The following is a 19,086-nucleotide window of genomic DNA, read 5'->3' as shown; positions in this document are numbered from 1 at the left end:
TAAAGGAGAGGTAAAATGAAAGTACCATGGATTTGGAAGGGATTGGGTTGGTTTTTAGTAGTTGTTCCATTGCTTGGTTTAGTTGGTCTGTTCAGAGTAGCTATGGAATTTGGTATTCATTTTATTTTTTCTATGTTTGGAATGCTAATGTGGATAAGTTTGATGAGTGTCATTTTTTCCGTTGTTGTGGGTGTGCTTTTAATCAGAGGAAGTATTTGGGGCTATCATTTAACAAAAGTGTTAATGGTTATTGCAATCATTAATCTTATCTATTTGATAGTTGATTTTGAGTGGAAAATTGTACTGTCTCAATTTGTTAGAATCGTCATATTGGGAAAAGTTATTTATGCTAATACAACGAATTTATACGTATCAGAGTTAAGATATAGGGCAAAAGAAGTGAAAATATAGTTCAGGAATGAAGGAAAAGAATGGAGGTTAGTAGTATGAAATTAGATATGGTTGGGATTATTGTAGAATCAATGGAACAAGCGATTTTATTTTACGAACATTTAGGTTTTGAGGTTGTAGGCGAAAAAGATGCAGATTACGTAGAATTGAACAATGATGGCATGCGAATATCCTTAAATACTAAAAACATGATTGAAGGGATCTATGGATACCTACCAAAAAGTGAAGGGGATAAAATAGAATTGGCTTTTCTTTGTGATTCTCCTAGCGAGATCGATCAGCTATGTGGAAAAATGAAACGTTCTGGTTATGAAATTTTTAAGGAACCATGGCAAGCAATTTGGGGTCAGTATTACGCGATTATCAAAGATCCAGATGGAAACTTGTTGAGCTTATTTTGTAATAATCAATTGGGAGAAACCAATGAAAAATAAAATTCAGTACTTAAAAGAGATCGCTAAAACATGGCCGGGTACTTCAGTTGATTACCGGGAAGATTGGAATTGTGATTACTTTGGGATCGAGAAGAAATGTTTTTGTATGCTCGGAACCAATAAAGCAGGTGATTGGGTGATGACGGTCAAAGGTTATCCAAAAGAAAATGAAGTGTTACGAGAGCAATACCCAGATGTAGCTCCATGATATTATGCGAATAAAACACACTGGAATTCTTATCTATTAGAAAATTCATCTTTTACAGAAGATCAGTTAGTTGTGTTCTCATAAAAATCATACGCATTAGTATTAAAAAAATACCGAAAAAAGTACAAATAAAGTATTTATGAATGGATGTAAAAACGTCGCTTTAAGATGAAAGTCTTAAAACGACGTTTTTGAATCACCCTTGATGTAGATAAAAGTTAACCAATGTGATAATCCACAAATGTACTGAATAAAAGATATAAAATAAATATTTAAAAGCTGGATTGCTGTTCCCTTTCTTCCCATTATATAGATGAATAAAAGGAATCACTAAAATAAATAAAAAGTCAGGGTTACCTCCAATCTGCTCTTTAATCATCTCAAAAGAATAGTTGGGCAATCCAAGAAGAGGCATTATGAATAAAGGAATAGCAAAAATCATATAGGAAATGTCTCTTTTTTTTGCATTATTCCTGAAGAAATAACTAAGCAACATAAAAGGAATGATGACAAATCCGCCTTCTGCTGGAATCAAGCCTAGACAAACAGCTAATGTTAAAATGATTGTTAGGATAGTAGTTATGATTTTAAAGACAGTTTTTTTTTCATGTTTTGCGAAATCAATCAAGGATAAAATAGTGACACCTACAGCTAATGTCAGAAAAATATTATTGTAAGAAAAATACATTGGGTCTTTGATAATCAGTGAGTTGATCAACGTATTTCCTGTAAACATGATTGCAGCCCAACCATAAAGACGAAGTAGGTAATTTTTTCGGCTTCTCGTATAATGAAACCCTTCGACTGCCATAAAGGCGAAGAATACAGCAACACAGCGCGTGACCATATGAATTGGTGTAGCAAATTGTGGTGGTAATAGTGGGATAAGATGATCTAATAACATCAAGCTCATCATAAATAGTTTTAATTGATTTCCGTTCATTTCATTCTCCTAAGTAAATGTTATTTTTAACTTTTAAAGTATATAAAAAATAACTCGTCAAGTCCTATGAATCAACGAACAAAAGCCTTACAAAATTGAGAGTATGAGGTAAGATAATTATTTAATTGAGAAATTCACTTTGGCTACGGTAAAAATCAAAAATCGATTTTGCGTAAATGTAAGGGATGAATTCATTTTGAGCAAGCATGGTTAGATAGTCTTCTTCCGTTCCCTATTTCATTTCGCGAACTTTTTCAAATGAGACAGTCAAACGGCTTGGAATAGTACTCAAATCAACACGAATCTCAGTTTCTTCTAGCAATTCACGTTCAGCATCTTGATAGAAAGATTCATCAGCAGGATAATCACATCAGTTTGCCCATGCATTTTTTGAAGATTGTCGTTTTTTCTCTATATAATAATACTTTTACAAAAGAGAAGAAGGTAAAGGAATTTATTTTTAAGTCATTCCCTCCTTTTCACTATTTTCTTTACTTTAAAGTTATGATAAGCTTGAGTATGGTTGGTTAATATTAAATAAAGGAGAGTAAAATGAAAAAGACACTATTACTTTGTGGAGTATTTATCGTATTAATGGGCGGATGTGCTACGAAAAAAGAGGCTAATTCCAAGGCAACTAATACATCAAAAGAGACAAGCACTTCTAGTGCTCTCACTGAAAGTACGACAAAAGAAACAAAGACTTCTACAAGTTCAACTGAAGGCAGTAAGACAAAAGCAACAGAGAAAAAAGCAGCAAAGAAAACAGAGGTAAATGAGCAGTTTTTTACACCAAATCCAGAAGATGATGATGAAGAAGTAAGTTATCAGTCATCAGGTGATGGTAATATCTCTGCTTTTGTTCCAGACTATTCACAATACAATAAAGAGCAAGTAATCAGTAAGTTAGGCGAACCGAGTCAGATCATTACGGATTCTGCCGCAATTCGTGACAGACTTGAAGAGGGCGAGTGGCAATTGATCAAAGAACAATTTGATCTTGGTAAATTAAGTGAAGAACAAGCAAAGGCGTTTATGTTTGCGACAAAAGATTTATCGCTAGCAGTTTCTATGAATATGGAACTAGAAGTATTAGTCTACGAAGACCAAGGCAAACCTAATGTTTACTTATCAGAAAATAGCGTTCAGTTTATTACACCGATGACCGACTATATTGATTTTAACGGTAAAATAGACACTCTTTAAATTGATTCGTTGAGTAGTTGAAATAAGAGCTATTTTTGTTTTCGCTATTTATTCGGATTCCATAAGGCTGGGATGTAACTCGTAGAGTTATGTCTCAGTCTTTTTTGAATTGCTTACACCGAAAATAGAGGCTACTAGTAGAGGAAAAGAAAGAGAGGATTATAAAGTGCGTCTGTCGTGATAACTTTAGTCAGAGAACCAAAATAAAATAGAGAGCAATCAATTTTTCAAAAACTATTGACTAAATTTCATTTTCGTGATAAATTGTTTAAAAATAAATGATAATTAAATGAAAAAACGATGATCAGAATAGTAGGTGAAGTGATTTGTTTTAGAGAGTTTCCGTTCGCTGTAAGGAAATAACAAATCATCATCGAACACGCCTGTAAGTTGTTTTTCTGAAATAATAGATTTATGGATGACAGTATTTGTTACCTAAATCAGTAGGAAAAATCGGAGAGTCCGTTATCACTCCTTAGTTTATCGAACTAACAGAGGCTTTTATTGTGAAGTAAAAGTAAATCTGAGGTGGGACCACGTGAAAATTTTCTCGTCCTCTTGGCTTATTTGCCAAGGGGCGTTTTTGTATTTACTTTTATAGGCTTGTTCGATGAAAAAATATGAAATTGGATTGTATGTAAAATGTTAGGCTAATAGTGATTATCTAAAAACAAGGAGGGAACTAAATGAAATGGAATCGTAGTTTACCATCAGGAACAAGAGATAAATTATTTCGGGAAGCTAATGGCGCGTATCAACTAGAAAAACAAGTCAACGATATCGTAAAAAAAAGAGGCTATCAACGAATCGATACACCCGTAATCGAGTTTGAAGATGTATTTTACAGTGAAGAAAAAAATGAAAAAGAGTTTTACCGTTTTTTTGACAAGCAGGGCCGGCTACTAGTATTAAGACCTGATATGACGATGCCAATCGGTCGAGTGATTGCCACAACGGGCATTCAACCACCGCTAAAATTATCATATAGTGGAAAAATATTTCGCTCAAATGATGCTATGCTGGGAGAACAAAATGAAGTAACACAAGTTGGAATTGAATTGATTGGCTACACCTCTTTAAAAGCCGACGTTGAATGTATTACTTGTGCGGTTGAAATTTTGGAAGAGTTGAAAATTCCTAATTTTCATTTTGAATTGGGACATGCTCAAATTTTTCGTTTAATTGTACAATTCCTCAAGTTGGATGACCAAGCAAAAACAAATCTTCAACTTTATTTTAATAATAAAAGTTTAACTGATCTCAACCAATTTGTTGCGCTCTATCCAAGTGAATTGGATGCGTTTATTTGTGCGATTCCTAAACTCTTTGGTGAACCTCACGAGGTATTATCAATCGCAAGAGAACTATTGCCAAAATCATCAAAAATCATACAAGTCATCGATGAACTAGATAGAGTTGTGCAAATTATCAAATCACTACACTCGAAAATCTCATTAACGGTAGATTTAGGCTTAGTAGCACTAATGGATTATTACACAGGTGTTTTATTTAGTGGATATGCTGATTTGGTGCCAGATATTTTTCTTAGAGGTGGACGGTATGATCATTTGGCAGAACAATTCGGTCATTCGATCATTCCAGCTGTTGGGTTGGGAATTAATTTAGATACGTTGGTTACTTTACAATATCAACTCAATAATCTTGCTTCTTTGGAACAGCCAACAACATTAGTCCACAGCTCTTTGGCCCTCTTGTCAAAAGCCGAAGCGTTAGTGAAGGAGAATCCAGATTATCAATTATCTTTATTTGAAACAGTCGAAGAAGCGATAAGCTATGGAAAAAAATGGCGATACCACCAGGTGATAGAAGTAACCCAAGACACTATACGTAAGATAAAGGTTGGTGATTGAAATTGACACAATTGACTATTGCATTGACAAAAGGGCGGTTGGAAAAAAAGACACTTTCTCTATTTGAACAGGCAGGAATCGATGTCTCCTTTATGCAAGACAAGCAACGTAAATTGATTTTCACCAGCCCAGATCAACGGTTTAAGTTTCTATTAGTGAAAGCAGCTGACGTAACGACTTACGTACGGCATGGTGTGGCTGATATTGGAATTGTGGGCAAAGATGTCCTTATGGAACATCCCTTTGGTTATTATGAGATGCTGGATTTAAAAATCGGTGTCTGTAAATTTTCAGTTGCTTCCACAAAAAACTACCAACCAGATGATTATAAAAGAAAACGGATTGCAACGAAATATCCCACAGTTGCCTCGGAACATTTTCGTAAAAAAGGGGAAGATGTTGAAATAATCAAGATCGAAGGATCTGTTGAAATTGCGCCCGTTTTAGGATTGGCCGATGCAATTGTTGATATCGTTGAAACAGGTACAACATTAAAAGAAAATGGGTTAGAAATTTTTGAAGATATCTGTTCAGTCTCTGCTCGCTTGATTGTCAATAAAGCAATGTTGAAAAGAAAACGCCAAGCAATATTTCAATTGTTTGATGAATTAGAAACAGTGATTGGAGGAGATAGAAATGAAATGGCTGAAGGGAGAAACAACAGAAATTTTAAGGGCACTAAATGAAGATGTCCAGATGATACAAAAAGACAATCAGCAAATAGAAGAACAAGTTCGTCAAATCGTTCAACAAGTGATTCAAAACGGAGACCAGGCTTTAAAAGCGTATTCTAAGAAGTTTGATCAAGTGGAACTGCAGGAGTTATCTCTATCAAAAGAAACTATAGAGTTAGGCTATCAGAATGTAGAAAAAGAGGTGATTGCCGCTTTAGAAGCAGCCAAAGAGAATATTATCAGTTACCATCAAAAACAAAAACAATATGATTTTATGGATACAGAAAAATCAGGAGTGTTACGTGGACAATTAGTATTGCCACTAGCTCGTGTAGGAGTCTATGTTCCAGGTGGAACGGCGGCATACCCATCCTCAGTCTTAATGAATGTACTGCCAGCAAAAATTGCTGGGGTTAAAGAAATCATTATGGTCACACCGCCGTCGAAAGAAGGAATTCCAGATGTTATTTTAGCAGCGGCAAAAATTGCAGGAGTAGACAAAATTTTTCAAATCGGCGGAGCACAAAGTATAGCCGCCCTTGCTTATGGAACAGAAACAATTCCCAAAGTGGACAAAATAGTTGGACCAGGAAACATCTATGTAGCAACTGCAAAAAAACAAGTTTTTGGTACTGTAGGAATCGATATGATCGCAGGACCTTCAGAGATTGGGATAGTAGCAGATGAAACAGCAAATCCCATTTATATTGCGGCCGATTTGTTGTCTCAGGCAGAACATGATACGCTTGCCCGAGCGATACTAGTGACAGATTCAGTCAAACTTGCAGAACAAGTCGAAATAGAAATTGATCGACAGTTAGAAACACTACCGCGAAAAGAAATCGCCGAACAATCCATTAAAAATAATGGTCTGATTATTGTAGTATCAACTGTATCGGCGATGTTTACGATTATGAATGAAATAGCACCAGAGCATTTAGAAGTCCAGCTGGCGGACCCAATCAGTTATTTACATGAAATTAAAAATGCTGGATCGATTTTTTTAGGAGCGTATGCATCAGAACCAGTAGGAGATTATTTTTCAGGAACCAATCATGTATTGCCAACAAGTGGTACAGCAAAATTTTATTCCCCTTTAGGTGTGTATGATTTTGTGAAATATAGTCAAGTCACTTATTATACAAAAGATGCTTTAGCAAAGGCTAAGGATGCCATTGCACTTTTAGCGAGAAAAGAAGGTCTAGAAGCACATGCTAGAGCAGTCGAATGTCGCTTTGAGTGATTTTATAAAATAGATTTTATAACTGGGGGAGAAAAGGAATGAGAACAGCCGCTTTAACAAGAGAAACTGCAGAAACAAAAATTGAATTGAGACTTGATTTAGACAGTCAAGAACCAGTTATGATCGAAACAGGCGTTGGATTTTTTGATCATATGCTGATTTTATTTGCTCGTCACAGTCGAATATCTTTGGAAGTGAAAGTAGAAGGAGATTTAGATGTAGATAGTCACCATACGGTAGAAGATGTTGGGATCGTTTTAGGCCAATGTATTCGAGAGGCGCTAGGAGATAAAGCTGGAATCAATCGCTATGGGACTAGCTTTGTACCGATGGATGAATCTTTAGGTGTGGCTTCTTTAGATTTAAGTGGGCGTTCATATTTAGTATTTGATGCATCGTTTGCTAATCCTAAACTTGGTGATTTTGATACAGAATTAGCAGAAGAATTCTTCCAAGCATTGGCTTTTAACACTAAAATGACACTTCATTTAAAAATTTTACATGGCAAAAATACCCATCATAAAATAGAAGCATTATTTAAAGCAACTGGTCGAGCTTTGAGGGAAGCAATCACGGAAAATCCGTCGATTCAAGGAATCAACTCCACGAAAGGAATTCTGTAGATGATTATTATCATTGATTACGACACTGGAAATACACGGAATGTTCAAAAAGCGTTAGAGTACGTTGGCTTGGAAAGTAAAATCTCTGCAGAACCTTATGAGATCCTAAAAGCAGATGGGCTGATTTTACCTGGGGTAGGCGCTTTTTCATTGGCAATGGAGGAATTAAAACAGCGCGAGTTAATCAGCGTGATTCAAGATGTTGCTCAAAAAGGTATGCCTATTTTAGGTGTTTGCTTGGGTATGCAGTTGCTTTTAGAAGGAAGTATGGAAAATGGTTTTACTGAAGGATTAGGCTTGATTGAAGGACTTTGCGAAAAACTTCCAGATGATCCCAATTCACCTGTTCCTCACATGGGGTGGAATCAATTGATTACTACAAAGGAAAACTTGCTAACAAAAGAGGTGAATGAACAGTATGTCTATTTTGTTCATTCTTATTATGCAGATTGTGAACCAGATAAAATTGATGCTCTTGTACAGTATTCCATTAAAATACCTGCAATGATCTCAAGTGGCAATATTTATGGGACTCAGTTTCATCCAGAAAAAAGTAGTGATGTTGGTTTGAGGATTTTAAGAGGATTTAAGGAGGTGGTAGATCATGTTCGTTTTACCAGCGATTGATATTAGAGAAGGAAAAGCTGTTCGATTGATACAAGGTGACTTTTTACAAAAAACAGTTGTTCATCCCAATCCAGTAGCGCAGGCAAAAGAATTTAAAGCAGCAGGGATTGAGATGATGCATATTGTTGATTTAGATGGCGCTTTAATGGGGAAAGCAACGAATGCCCCATTAATTGAGGAAATGAAAAAAGAAACGGGGCTAAAGATAGAAGTTGGCGGGGGAATCCGTACACTGGAACAAGTTGATGCCTATGTTTCACTTGGAATTGATCGAATTATTATTGGTTCAGCAGCCTTACAAAATCCAGAGTTAGTTAAAAAAGCTGTTATAAAATATGGGGATAAAATCGCTGTTGGTATTGATGCTAAGAATGGGAAAGTTGCGATTAGTGGTTGGCTTGATGTTAGTGAAACGGATTATCTACAACTGGCTGAAGAAATGGCAAGAATCGGAGTGCAGACGATTATCTACACAGATATTGCGAAAGACGGAACGCTTGCTGGACCAACGTTTGAAGATTACGCCAAGTTGACTCAAGCTGTACCTGATGTACAAATCATTGCTTCAGGTGGTGTTAGTAAAAAAGCAGACCTGTTAAAATTGGCCGAATTGGGCGTTTATGGAACCATTGTCGGCAAGGCCTTTTACAATGGCACTATCTCGCTAGCGGATATGTTGGAGGTAGAAAAAAATGCTGACTAAACGTATTATTCCATGCTTAGACGTAACTAATGGTCGAGTAGTCAAAGGAGTCAATTTTATTGATCTTCAAGATGTGGGAGATCCAGTAGCTATTGCCAAGGCGTATAATGAACAGGGAGCAGATGAGTTGGTTTTTCTAGATATTACTGCCACTAGCGACGATCGTGATACGATGATTGACGTAGTAGAACGAACGGCAGCAGAAGTGTTTATCCCTTTAACAGTTGGCGGGGGAATCCGAACCGTTTCAGATATGAAAAAAATGCTACAAGCAGGAGCTGACAAAATTTCTCTTAATTCAGCAGCGATTCAACAGCCGGAATTGATTCAGGCTGGAGCTGAAAAATTTGGTTCTCAGTGTATCGTTGTCGCAATTGATGCCAAACGAGAAGGTGATTCCTGGCATGTTTTTGCTAAAGGTGGTCGAGAAGATACGGGATTAGATGCAATACAATGGGCTAAGCGAGCGGTGACTTTAGGTGCAGGTGAAATTTTATTAACAAGCATGGATGCAGATGGGACAAAAAACGGGTATGATCTTGCCTTGAATCAAGCGATTTGCCAAGCTGTCACTGTTCCAGTGATTGCATCAGGTGGTTGTGGTAGTGCAGAAGATATTATAGACGTATTTGAGCAAACCAAAGCAAGTGGAGCGTTAGCTGCGAGTATTTTTCACTATGGGGAAGTAAAGATTCCGGAATTGAAAGAAGTCTTGAAACAAGTTGGGATGGTGGTGCGAAGATGAAACCTGATTTTCACAAAGGTCTATTACCTGCAATTATTATAGAAGAAAAAACGAATGAGGTCTTGATGTTGGCTTATATGAACGAAGAGAGCTATAAAAAAACACTTGAAACTAGAACCACATGGTTTTATTCACGCTCACGTCAACAATTATGGAATAAAGGTGCAACGAGTGGCCATACACAACACGTAAAAAGTCTGGTTATGGATTGCGACAAAGATACACTGCTTATCACTGTGGAACAAAAGGGTCCCGCTTGTCACACTGGTGAACATAGCTGTTTTTTCAATGTCATTATCTAACTATAAAAGTTAGTCTTTCATATAAAAGTAAGGAGGTAAAAAGTATGATCAAGACACTCTATGAAGAAATACAAGCGCGTAAAAAAGAACCAAAAGAAGGCTCCTATACAAATTACTTGTTCGATCAAGGATTGGATAAAATTCTAAAGAAAGTCGGAGAAGAAACGACAGAAGTGATCATTGCAGCTAAAAATAATCAAGAAGAATTGATTACTGAAACATCGGATTTGATTTATCATATGTTAGTCTTGCTTGCTGAAAAAGATGTCTCTTTAGAAGCAATTAAAAATGAACTACAGAAACGAGAAGGAAAATTGAGCAAGACGAAGGAACGCAAACAAATCGATGAACTTTAAACGATCAGAGTATTAAAAAAGACCAGGCCGGGACATAACTCTATGAGTTACGTCCCAACCTCGTCTTTTTTATGGACGTTCTAAAGAATCAGTAGATTCTAAAACATAAGTAGCATCATCCGCTTCATCATATAATGATGCAGGCTTATCTTTTAAACACTGAACGATCAAATGATAGCCGTATTCATCTTGCGCAACTAAGCGTTTATTAGTCAATTCAACTAACATGTAGCTTAATTTTTTTCCATCAATCGTGATCTGTAAATCATCTTCGATCGTCAAGGTATGTTGGGTGGCTTTTTGTTTATTGACAAACCACCAACTGCCTAAATAACTTTTATATAAATTAGGAATATCTGAATCAGATCGCTGTCTTTCTTGTTTCTTTTTTAAGAACAATGAACCTGCAATCCCTGTAATAAGTGATGCGCCTAAAAATAATGACCAATTTTTTTTCATACTATCATTCTCCTCCAAAACAATCATAGCACGAAATTAAAAAACAAACTATTCGAAAATCTTCTCCTAAAAGAAAATTTAATGAAGTCGCAATGATTAAAAAAAAGGTAATTGTTCATGAATATTTCCGTTATACATTCAAAAAAATGGATGAAAAGTTTGACGATGCTTTTTCATTCAAAATATGGTATTGTTTTGATGAAAGGGTGTTACAATGATTGCATATCAGAACGTGCATTTAGCACATTTTATGAATAGACCAAATCGTTTTATAGCAGAATGTCGATTGCAGGAAACTGGCGAAATGGTAACGGTTCACGTAAAAAATACCGGCCGTTGCAAAGAACTATTTCATCCAGAAGTAGAGGTTGCTCTGTCGTACCAACCTTCGCCTAAGAGAAAAACAGCGTATGATCTGATTGCTGTCAAAAAAGACAAAGCTTGGTTTAATATCGATAGCCAAGTTCCTAACGCGTTAGCAGCGGATGGTATCCAAGACGGTACGATTATTTTGCCTGGATTAAAAGGCGATATTGTTTCCATAAAAAGAGAAAAACGATTTGCTCAGTCAAAATTTGATTTATTAGTTGAGACAGATACTGGAAATCAAGCATTTGTTGAGGTGAAAGGCATGACCTTAGAAAATCATGGAGTTGGTGCGTTTCCTGATGCACCAACACTTCGAGGCTTAAAGCATGTGACCGAATTGATCGAAGCCATGAAAGAAGGGTATCAAAGCTATGTATTGTTTGTAGTCCAATTTGAACAGGTTGAAGCTGCGACAATCCATACAAATATGCAACCAGCTTTAACAGAAATGATTTTATCAGGGCAAACACAAGGATTAAGCGTCATTGCTTACAATTGCAGTGTCACACCTGATACAATAGCAATAGAACATCCAGTACCATTCGATGTTAAAACAACGTTTGAAGATCCAAATTCAGAAAGGTGAGGGTAAAGATGATTCACTTAGGTATTATTGGAACAAACTGGATTAGCCATCAATTTGTCAACGCAGCATTGGAAACGAATCGCTATGATTTGACAGCGGTTTATTCACGTAAATTAGAAACCGCTCAAAAATTTGGTAAAGAGTACGGCGATGTTGAATACGCAACAGATTTAAAAACATTTTTTGGTATTGCGCATATGGATACGGTTTATATCGCTTCCCCTAATTCTCTTCATTTTGAACAAGCGAAACAAGGGATTCTGGCAGGGAAAAATATCATTGTCGAAAAGCCAGCCTTCTCAACACCTGAAGAGATGGCAGAAATCATTGAGTTAGCAAACCAAGAGAACGTCTTCTTTTTTGAAGCAGCTCGTAATATCCATGAGAAAAGCTTCAAAAAAATTCGCGACTTATTACCATTGAAAAATCAAATTATCGGTGCAAACTTTACTTATATGAAATATTCATCTCGTTATGATCAAGTACTTAACGGGCAAGAGCCAAATATCTTTTCACCCCATTTTTCTGGAGGCGCAATGGCGGATCTTGGAGTCTATTTGGTTTATGCCGCTGTTGGTTGGTTTGGTATGCCGAATGAAAGCCATTATTTTGCAAGAAAAATCCCGACAGATGTAGATGGACTAGGTACAGCAATCTTAAGATATGATTTGTTTGATGTAACGTTACAGACTGGTAAAAATGCAGATTCTTTCCTAGATTCTGAAATTTATTTTGAAGGCGGTACATTGATTTTAGACAGTGTAAATGCCATCTCTAAAGCAGAATTTCATGATCGAAACCATCAAGAACGCGAGATCATTTCTTTAACAACCGAAGAAAATCCAATGATCGAAGAAGCCAATGATTTCGCGGATGTTCTTGAGAATCCCAATGATCCAACTATAGGAGCACGTTATGAAGAATGGGTGGAATTATCACGTAATGTGAACAAAGTAGTAACAACCTTAAGAAAAAGTGCGGGTATCGTTTTTGATGCAGACACAAAATAACTAGCGTTAACGAAGAAAGGACTATTATGACATTTAACAAAAATTTACCAGAAGCTTGGCAAGAACATTGGCGAGCTTCTGGTTTTAGCGAACCATCAATGATTCAACAAAAAAGTTTTCAGCCTTTGAAGGAAAAAGAGAATGTCTTGGGCATTTCCCCAACAGGGTCGGGTAAAACCTTAGCGTATGTTTTACCATTGCTTTTAAATGTAGAAAAAGAACAAGGCAATCAGTTATTGATTTTGGCACCATCACAAGAGTTAGCGGTTCAAATCAGTCAAGTTGTTCGTGATTGGGCAAGCTTGCTTCAATTAAAGACACAAAGCTTGATTGGTGGAGCCAATGTCGGCCGCCAAATTGAAAAATTAAAAAAGAAGCCTGAGATTTTAGTTGGGACACCAGGACGTGTGCTAGAGTTGATCAAAACGAAAAAAATCAAAAGTCATTTGCTAAAGACTGTTGTAATGGATGAAGTGGATCAGCTATTTCACGAAAAAGAACTAAATTTAACAAAGCAAATTCTAGCAAGTGCACCGACAGAATTTCAATTAGTCTTTTATTCAGCCACTGCCGATCGAGTCATAGAAGAAGCTCAGAAATTAACGGATCAGTTAATGATTATTGATGTAACAGATGAAGATCAATCTGGTGGCACAGTGAAACATTATTTTATGGCATTGTCTCCAAGAAAGAAAAGCGAATATTTAAGAAGTTTAGCTTATACACCTAATTTTCGAGCAATGGTTTTCTTTAATCAAGTGGCTGATTTAGGTTCAGTAGAAGAAAAATTGATTTATGAAGGACTAACAGTAGCAGGTCTTGCTTCTGATCAAAATAAAACCTTGCGTAAATTGGCAATCGATCAATTCGCTAAAGAGCGGGCAATCATGCTTTTAACAACAGATCTTGCGGCTAGAGGATTAGACTTTAATGCGATTCCATTTGTTGTGAACGCTGAAGTTCCACTATCCGAGGAGAGCTATATACACCGAGCAGGGCGCGTAGGAAGAATGGGTGCAGATGGTGCTGTTATTACCTTTGTCAATGATGCAACTAAGAGAGATTATCAACGATTGATGAAAAAAATAGAACGCCCTTTCCAAGAAATCTTTCTTTACGACGGCGCAATCCACCTGACTAGAAAAGAAAAAAGTTCAACAGAAGAAAAAACGAGTTCTGCGAATGTGACCGTAAAAAAAGAACAAACGTCAAAATCACTTCCAACGAAAAAAATAGCAAAACCTAAAAACCGTCCCAAAAATACCAAAAACAAAGGGGCTAGACGAAAATCGTCTAAACCTGAACTATAAAGGATAAGTGAAGACGTCATGATTTAAGGAGGCTATCCATGAAATCTAGAAAAGACGAGATTTTAGCAGTCTTAGAATTAAAAAAGCAAGGCATGACAGCAGCAGATGTCGCTAGTGAGCTAGCAATTGATCGTAGCAATGCTAGCCGCTATTTAAGTGAATTGTTCAAAGAGCACAAAATCATTAAAAGTGATGGTCGACCCGTCATCTATTCAGTTGTTACGGAAGAAGCCAAAGTGCACGTGGATAGTTCCAGTGAGGTAACATTCGATAACTTAGTGGGAGCGCAAGATTCTTTAAAGGTCAGCATCCAACAAGCAAAAGCCGCGATTTTATATCCTCCACGTGGCTTACACACAATTATTTTTGGTGAAACAGGAACGGGTAAATCCCTATTTGCCGAATGTATGTATCGTTTTGCAGTTGATTCAAAAACCTTGGCAGCAGATGCGCCTTTTGTTTCATTTAACTGTGCGGATTACGCTCAGAATCCACAATTACTTTTTGGTCATATTTTTGGGGTCAAAAAAGGAGCATATACCGGTGCAAATGAAGATAGTCCTGGGTTGATGTCGAAAGCCGATGGAGGAATACTTTTCCTTGATGAAATTCATCGCTTACCGCCAGAAGGTCAGGAAATGCTGTTCACCTTTATTGACAAAGGTATTTACCGTCCGCTTGGTGAAAGTGGTAAAACCTATGAAGCCTCGGTTCAAATTATTGGTGCAACAACTGAATCGTCTGAAAGCTTTTTAACAACGTTTAATCGCAGAATTCCAATGGCAATAACATTACCGTCTCTAGACGCGCGCTCACTTGATGAACGGTATGATATTATTTCATTATTTATTAAACAAGAAGCGAATCGTTTGAACCAACGAATCGACATTAAAAGAGAAGCAATCCTAGCCTTTATGCTCTATGATGCTGAAGGGAATATCGGTCAAGTGAAACGGGATTTAAAACTCGTCTGTGCCAAGTCGTTTCTTCATTATCGAACGCATGATGAATCCAGTTTGGTGATTCAAAAACGAGATTTACCGCTGCAAGTTCAAAAAGGACTATTAAAAATCAAAGAAGTTTCTGATCGCTTAGACCGTTTTGTCGATAGTAAAAGCAATTATTTGAGTTTTGAGCCAGGAACAAATGAAGTGGTTTGGCCTCAAGATCCGGCTCGTGATATGCAAGTCTATAATGAAATTGAAGAGAAAGTAGCAACACTGTCAGCGAATGAATTAGAAAATGTGGATTTAGAACAGCTGATATCACGCGACATGGATGCTTATTTTCAAACATATGTAGATGAATTGACACAAAATCCTGTGCATAAGGAATTATTACCAGAACCGATTTGGAGATTGACGGATCAGTTATATGATATCGCTGAAAAGAGATTAGAACGTACCTATAACGAAAAAGCCCGTTTTGCTTTTGCTTTACATTTACAAAGTACGATCGATCGAGTGAGAGAAGGACACGTAATCGTTCATCCTAATTTAAACAATGTTCGCAAGAAAATGAAGAAAGAATTTCAGGTAGCGATGGATCTATCTGCTATCATAGAAGAAGAAAACAATATCGAAATTCCTTTTGATGAAATTGGCTTTATCAGTATGTTTTTGTCGATCAATGTTGGAAGTAAAGAAAAAGTTCATGCCAATAACGTTGGTGTGGTAGTTTTGATGCATGGGGATTCAACAGCTTCCAGTATGTTGAAAACGGCTCAGGAATTACTAGGAACAGAAACCGGTGTTGCGATGAACATGCCGCTTACGATGGAAGTTCAAACAATGTACGAACAACTAAAAAGCTTTGTCTTAAATTATCGTGATAAATTAGTAAATGGGATGCTTCTTTTAACAGATATGGGCTCATTGAATTCATTTGGAAATCTGATTTTTGAAGAAACCGGTATTCGGACAAAAGCAATCACAATGACGAGTACAATGATTGTTTTAGAAGCGATTCGTATGGCGAGTGTGGGACGCAGTTTAGAAGATATTTATCAAAACATCCAAATGTCATTTGAAAGTATCATCAGAGAGCAGTTTCGTACCAGTCCACAAAATCGTGAGGACGTAAAAAAAGCTGTAGTTGTGACTTGTTTCACTGGTGAAGGCGTTGCAGCAAAACTATATCAACGGATTTTACCTGTGATTGATGAAAATAAAGTAGAAATTATTCAAATGCAGTTTTTAGAACGAGAAGCCTTTAAAAAACATATCGACAGTTTAATGGAAGAGTATGAAATCAAAGTAATCGCAGGAACAGTCGATGTAGAATATCAAAATATTCCTTTCTTTTCAGCCTACGACATTTTCGATGACGAGAAATTAAATGTTCTTAAACGAATTGCTGGTGATGACGTTCCAACAGAGAAGATCGTGAAATCATTAGGTGGAACAATTACTGCAGTCGATTCATTGCAGAAATTGATTGTTATGTTGCAAAAAACGGTTCATCAAATTCAAACGGATATGCATATTATAGTAGAACCTGGTGTGGATGCTGGTATTGTGATCCACTTAGCATTTTTAGTAGATGCTATCTTGAAAGGTGAAAAATCAAAAGAATTCGAGAATCTAGCAGACTTCATGAAAAGGAACCGACTAGAAACTGATGTCACTAGGACTAATTTAATGACTATTGAAAAAGCCTATCGTGTAGCATTTACCGAGTCGGATATCGCACATCTGACACAACTGTTTTTAGAAAATAGAATTGAAATGATCACAGAAAATAAGCAACATTGATTAGTGTGTAGATTGAAAATAAATAGTGTGTACACAAATTGTATAGACCAAAAACCTATTGTGACTAGGTTTGGTCTATATTTTTTTTGGCACGCTTCTTGCTTTATATAAAAGTGTAAATACAACAATTTTAGAAGGAGTGACTAATAATGGCTAAAAAAACAATTATGTTAGTATGTTCAGCAGGGATGAGTACAAGTTTATTAGTAACAAAAATGCAAAAAGCAGCAGAAGATCGTGGAATGGAAGCAGACATTTTTGCAGTATCAGCATCAGATACAGATAATAACTTAGAAGCCAAAGATGTAAACGTATTACTATTAGGTCCACAAGTTCGTTTCATGAAAGCTCAATTTGAACAAAAATTAGCACCTAAAGGAATTCCTTTTGACGTAATCAATATGTCAGATTATGGCATGATGAACGGCGAAAAAGTGTTAGATCAAGCAATTGCTTTAATGGGTGAATAATCAACAAAATAAAAAATGAATGGAGTTTTTGAATATGGAAGAGCAACAAAATTTAGAAGCAGTAATGGGATTGATTATGTATGGAGGAAATGCTAAAAGCGATGCAATGGAAGCGATTGCTGCAGCGAAAGCAGGAGACTTCGAATTAGCAGATCAAAAAATTGTAGATGCAGAGGAATCTTTAGTTCAAGCACATCATTCTCAGACAGGGATGTTAACACAAGAAGCACAAGGAAATCATATCCAAGTCACATTACTGACAGTTCATAGTCAAGATCATTTGATGACTGCAATTGCGTTTACAGATTTAGCAAAAGAGATCATCGAGTTGTATCGTCGTATGGATAACGAGTAATAGAAAACGGAACAGTAGTTACAATAGATTTGAAGAGTGTACAGGCTTTTTAGATAAATATTATTTAGGGGGATTTACAAGAAATGGACGGATTTGTTCAATGGATGGAAAAACATTTTATGCCGAAAGCTTCAGTAATTGCGGCTCAACGCCACTTAGTGGCAATTCGTGATGCATTTGTCGTTACGATGCCATTAATGATTTTAGGAGCATTAGCGGTACTTATCAACAATTTACCAATACCTGGATTTCCAGAATTAATGGATAAATTATTCCCAATGATTGTCAACGATGCACCGATTTGGAAAAGTTTCGGTGGCAATATTTGGAATGGAACATTTGCTATTTTTTCAATTTTAGTTGCCTTTTTAGTAGCATATAACTTAGTAAAATCTTACGGTAAAGACGGAATTGCGGCAGGGACAGTTTCAGTTGCTTCGTTCTTTGCAGTTGGTGGATTAAGTGGAACAGATGCTACAGGATTATTCATTGCTCTAGTTATTGCACTTATTTCAGGAGAAATTTTCCAAAGATTAGTTGGAAATGATAAATTAGTAATCAAAATGCCCGATGGTGTTCCGCCAGCGGTAGCCAAATCATTTGCGGCTTTATTACCTGCAATGATCACAATCAGCTTTTTTAGTTTGATCACATCAATTTTATTAGGCTTTGGTGTTGAAAATATCGTAGTGTCATTCTATGAAGCAGTTCAAAAACCATTTATGGGATTAGCAAACAGCTATCCATCAGCATTACTATTAGCGTTTATTACACCTTTCTTATGGTTCTTTGGGTTACATGGCGCCAATATGGTTGATCCATTGATGCAAACAATCAATGTACCAGCGATCGATGCCAATATCAAAGCGTTAGAAGCAGGGGAAAAAATTCCTTATATCGTAAATAAACCTTTCTTTGATTCATTTGTAAACCTAGGTGGAACAGGTGCTACATTAGGATTGCTGATTGCAATCTTCTTAGTAGGACGTAAAAATAAACCATTTAAAGTAATCACAAACTTAAGTTTCGCACCAGGTATTTTTAATATTAATGAGCCAGTAATGTTTGGACTTCCGATCGTATTGAATCCAATCATGTTTATTCCATTTATCATTACGCCAATGGTTCTTGTAACAACGGCGTATATTGCAACTTCAACAGGACTTGTACCAGCTGCGACATTTATGCCACCATGGGTAACTCCGCCAATCATTGGTGGATTCTTAGCAACTAAGAGTATTGCGGGTGGTGTATTAGCTGCCGTGAACTTAGTGATTTCTATATTGATTTATATTCCGTTTGTCAAAGTCGCAACGGATCAATTTGTAAAACAGGAAGCAGCAACCTTAGCTCAAGAAGAGCAAACACAAGCTTAATGATATAACCAACAGATAAAATCTCTTCAAGAGCAGCGAGACAAAACAAAGT

The 19,086-nt window shown here is 36.6% G+C and carries 22 protein-coding genes and 1 other annotated feature; of the genes, 20 read left to right on the top strand and 2 right to left on the bottom strand.

Annotation, left to right across the window (positions count from 1 at the left end; genetic code table 11):
- The first annotated feature begins 15 nt into the window (after positions 1-15).
- From IGJ34_RS12025 to IGJ34_RS12015, 3 genes are read left to right on the top strand one after another with little or no spacing between them, the layout of a single operon-like run.
- Positions 16-411, top strand: coding sequence for a hypothetical protein (locus IGJ34_RS12025; protein ID WP_206837921.1), 396 nt, complete (start codon positions 16-18; stop codon positions 409-411).
- A gap of 35 nt (positions 412-446) precedes the next feature.
- Positions 447-845: a VOC family protein gene (locus IGJ34_RS12020; protein WP_206837924.1), complete on the top strand. Its 399-nt coding sequence runs from the start codon at positions 447-449 to the stop codon at positions 843-845.
- Entirely contained in the window at positions 835-1,053 is a 219-nt protein-coding gene (locus IGJ34_RS12015; RefSeq protein ID WP_242596273.1) for a hypothetical protein, read from the top strand. Before IGJ34_RS12020 ends, IGJ34_RS12015 begins: the two co-directional genes overlap by 11 nt.
- 196 nt (positions 1,054-1,249) lie before the next feature.
- Here the strand turns inward: IGJ34_RS12015 and IGJ34_RS12010 are convergent, their stop codons facing one another.
- Entirely contained in the window at positions 1,250-1,996 is a 747-nt protein-coding gene (locus tag IGJ34_RS12010) for a TraX family protein (RefSeq protein WP_206837927.1), read from the bottom strand.
- Positions 1,997-2,548: 552 nt separating this feature from the next.
- Here IGJ34_RS12010 and IGJ34_RS12005 point away from each other — a divergent pair.
- The 10 genes from IGJ34_RS12005 (at position 2,549) to hisE (ending at position 10,346) form a co-directional block, all read left to right on the top strand.
- Positions 2,549-3,202 carry a DUF4947 domain-containing protein gene (locus IGJ34_RS12005; RefSeq protein WP_206837929.1) on the top strand — a complete coding sequence of 218 codons (654 nt, stop codon included), beginning with the start codon at positions 2,549-2,551 and terminating at the stop codon, positions 3,200-3,202.
- Positions 3,203-3,493: 291 nt separating this feature from the next.
- Positions 3,494-3,763: a binding site (T-box leader), on the top strand.
- Positions 3,764-3,888: 125 nt separating this feature from the next.
- Complete coding sequence (hisZ, locus tag IGJ34_RS12000) at positions 3,889-5,073, top strand: ATP phosphoribosyltransferase regulatory subunit (protein ID WP_206837932.1); 1,185 nt, start codon at positions 3,889-3,891, stop codon at positions 5,071-5,073.
- A 2-nt stretch (positions 5,074-5,075) separates the two neighbouring features.
- Positions 5,076-5,759: an ATP phosphoribosyltransferase gene (gene hisG, locus IGJ34_RS11995; RefSeq protein ID WP_069655429.1), complete on the top strand. Its 684-nt coding sequence runs from the start codon at positions 5,076-5,078 to the stop codon at positions 5,757-5,759.
- A complete protein-coding gene (gene hisD, locus IGJ34_RS11990; RefSeq protein WP_206837935.1) occupies positions 5,710-6,990 on the top strand; it encodes a histidinol dehydrogenase in 1,281 nt (426 codons plus the stop codon). The genes hisG and hisD overlap by 50 nt, the downstream gene beginning before the upstream one ends.
- Before the next feature lie 38 nt (positions 6,991-7,028).
- A complete protein-coding gene (hisB, locus tag IGJ34_RS11985; RefSeq protein ID WP_430597551.1) occupies positions 7,029-7,613 on the top strand; it encodes an imidazoleglycerol-phosphate dehydratase HisB in 585 nt (194 codons plus the stop codon).
- Positions 7,614-8,240 (top strand): imidazole glycerol phosphate synthase subunit HisH, encoded by a 627-nt coding sequence (gene hisH / locus IGJ34_RS11980; RefSeq protein WP_430597550.1) that lies wholly within the window; start codon positions 7,614-7,616, stop codon positions 8,238-8,240.
- A complete protein-coding gene (gene hisA, locus IGJ34_RS11975; protein ID WP_069655311.1) occupies positions 8,218-8,943 on the top strand; it encodes a 1-(5-phosphoribosyl)-5-[(5-phosphoribosylamino)methylideneamino]imidazole-4-carboxamide isomerase in 726 nt (241 codons plus the stop codon). The genes hisH and hisA overlap by 23 nt, the downstream gene beginning before the upstream one ends.
- The gene (gene hisF / locus IGJ34_RS11970; RefSeq protein ID WP_069655312.1) at positions 8,933-9,688 is read left to right on the top strand and encodes an imidazole glycerol phosphate synthase subunit HisF; all 756 of its coding nucleotides are present in this window, start codon (positions 8,933-8,935) and stop codon (positions 9,686-9,688) included. Before hisA ends, hisF begins: the two co-directional genes overlap by 11 nt.
- Entirely contained in the window at positions 9,685-9,990 is a 306-nt protein-coding gene (gene hisI, locus IGJ34_RS11965) for a phosphoribosyl-AMP cyclohydrolase (RefSeq protein ID WP_069655313.1), read from the top strand. The genes hisF and hisI overlap by 4 nt, the downstream gene beginning before the upstream one ends.
- Before the next feature lie 44 nt (positions 9,991-10,034).
- Positions 10,035-10,346, top strand: a complete 312-nt coding sequence (gene hisE / locus IGJ34_RS11960; protein WP_069655314.1) for a phosphoribosyl-ATP diphosphatase — start codon at positions 10,035-10,037, stop codon at positions 10,344-10,346.
- Positions 10,347-10,415: 69 nt separating this feature from the next.
- Here hisE and IGJ34_RS11955 read toward each other — a convergent pair whose 3' ends face one another.
- Positions 10,416-10,805: a DUF4828 domain-containing protein gene (locus IGJ34_RS11955; RefSeq protein ID WP_069655315.1), complete on the bottom strand. Its 390-nt coding sequence runs from the start codon at positions 10,803-10,805 to the stop codon at positions 10,416-10,418.
- A gap of 217 nt (positions 10,806-11,022) precedes the next feature.
- Here IGJ34_RS11955 and sfsA point away from each other — a divergent pair, with 217 nt between their 5' ends.
- From sfsA to IGJ34_RS11920, 7 genes are all read left to right on the top strand, one after another.
- Positions 11,023-11,760 (top strand): DNA/RNA nuclease SfsA, encoded by a 738-nt coding sequence (gene sfsA / locus IGJ34_RS11950; RefSeq protein WP_181429554.1) that lies wholly within the window; start codon positions 11,023-11,025, stop codon positions 11,758-11,760.
- 8 nt (positions 11,761-11,768) lie between these two features.
- Positions 11,769-12,770 (top strand): Gfo/Idh/MocA family protein, encoded by a 1,002-nt coding sequence (locus IGJ34_RS11945; protein ID WP_430597549.1) that lies wholly within the window; start codon positions 11,769-11,771, stop codon positions 12,768-12,770.
- Between the two features lie 26 nt (positions 12,771-12,796).
- Positions 12,797-14,080 (top strand): DEAD/DEAH box helicase, encoded by a 1,284-nt coding sequence (locus tag IGJ34_RS11940; protein ID WP_206837945.1) that lies wholly within the window; start codon positions 12,797-12,799, stop codon positions 14,078-14,080.
- Between the two features lie 38 nt (positions 14,081-14,118).
- Complete coding sequence (locus IGJ34_RS11935; RefSeq protein WP_430597548.1) at positions 14,119-16,833, top strand: sigma 54-interacting transcriptional regulator; 2,715 nt, start codon at positions 14,119-14,121, stop codon at positions 16,831-16,833.
- A 149-nt stretch (positions 16,834-16,982) separates the two neighbouring features.
- The gene (locus tag IGJ34_RS11930) at positions 16,983-17,303 is read left to right on the top strand and encodes a PTS sugar transporter subunit IIB (protein WP_430597547.1); all 321 of its coding nucleotides are present in this window, start codon (positions 16,983-16,985) and stop codon (positions 17,301-17,303) included.
- A 34-nt stretch (positions 17,304-17,337) separates the two neighbouring features.
- Positions 17,338-17,658: a PTS lactose/cellobiose transporter subunit IIA gene (locus IGJ34_RS11925; protein ID WP_111248641.1), complete on the top strand. Its 321-nt coding sequence runs from the start codon at positions 17,338-17,340 to the stop codon at positions 17,656-17,658.
- Between the two features lie 83 nt (positions 17,659-17,741).
- Complete coding sequence (locus tag IGJ34_RS11920) at positions 17,742-19,034, top strand: PTS sugar transporter subunit IIC (RefSeq protein WP_206837949.1); 1,293 nt, start codon at positions 17,742-17,744, stop codon at positions 19,032-19,034.
- Positions 19,035-19,086 lie beyond the last annotated feature (52 nt).

The sequence above is a fragment of the Enterococcus sp. AZ177 genome (assembly GCF_050544585.1).
Taxonomy (GTDB): Bacteria; Bacillota; Bacilli; order Lactobacillales; family Enterococcaceae; genus Enterococcus_L; species Enterococcus_L plantarum.
This window is presented reverse-complemented; position numbering and strand designations above follow the sequence as displayed.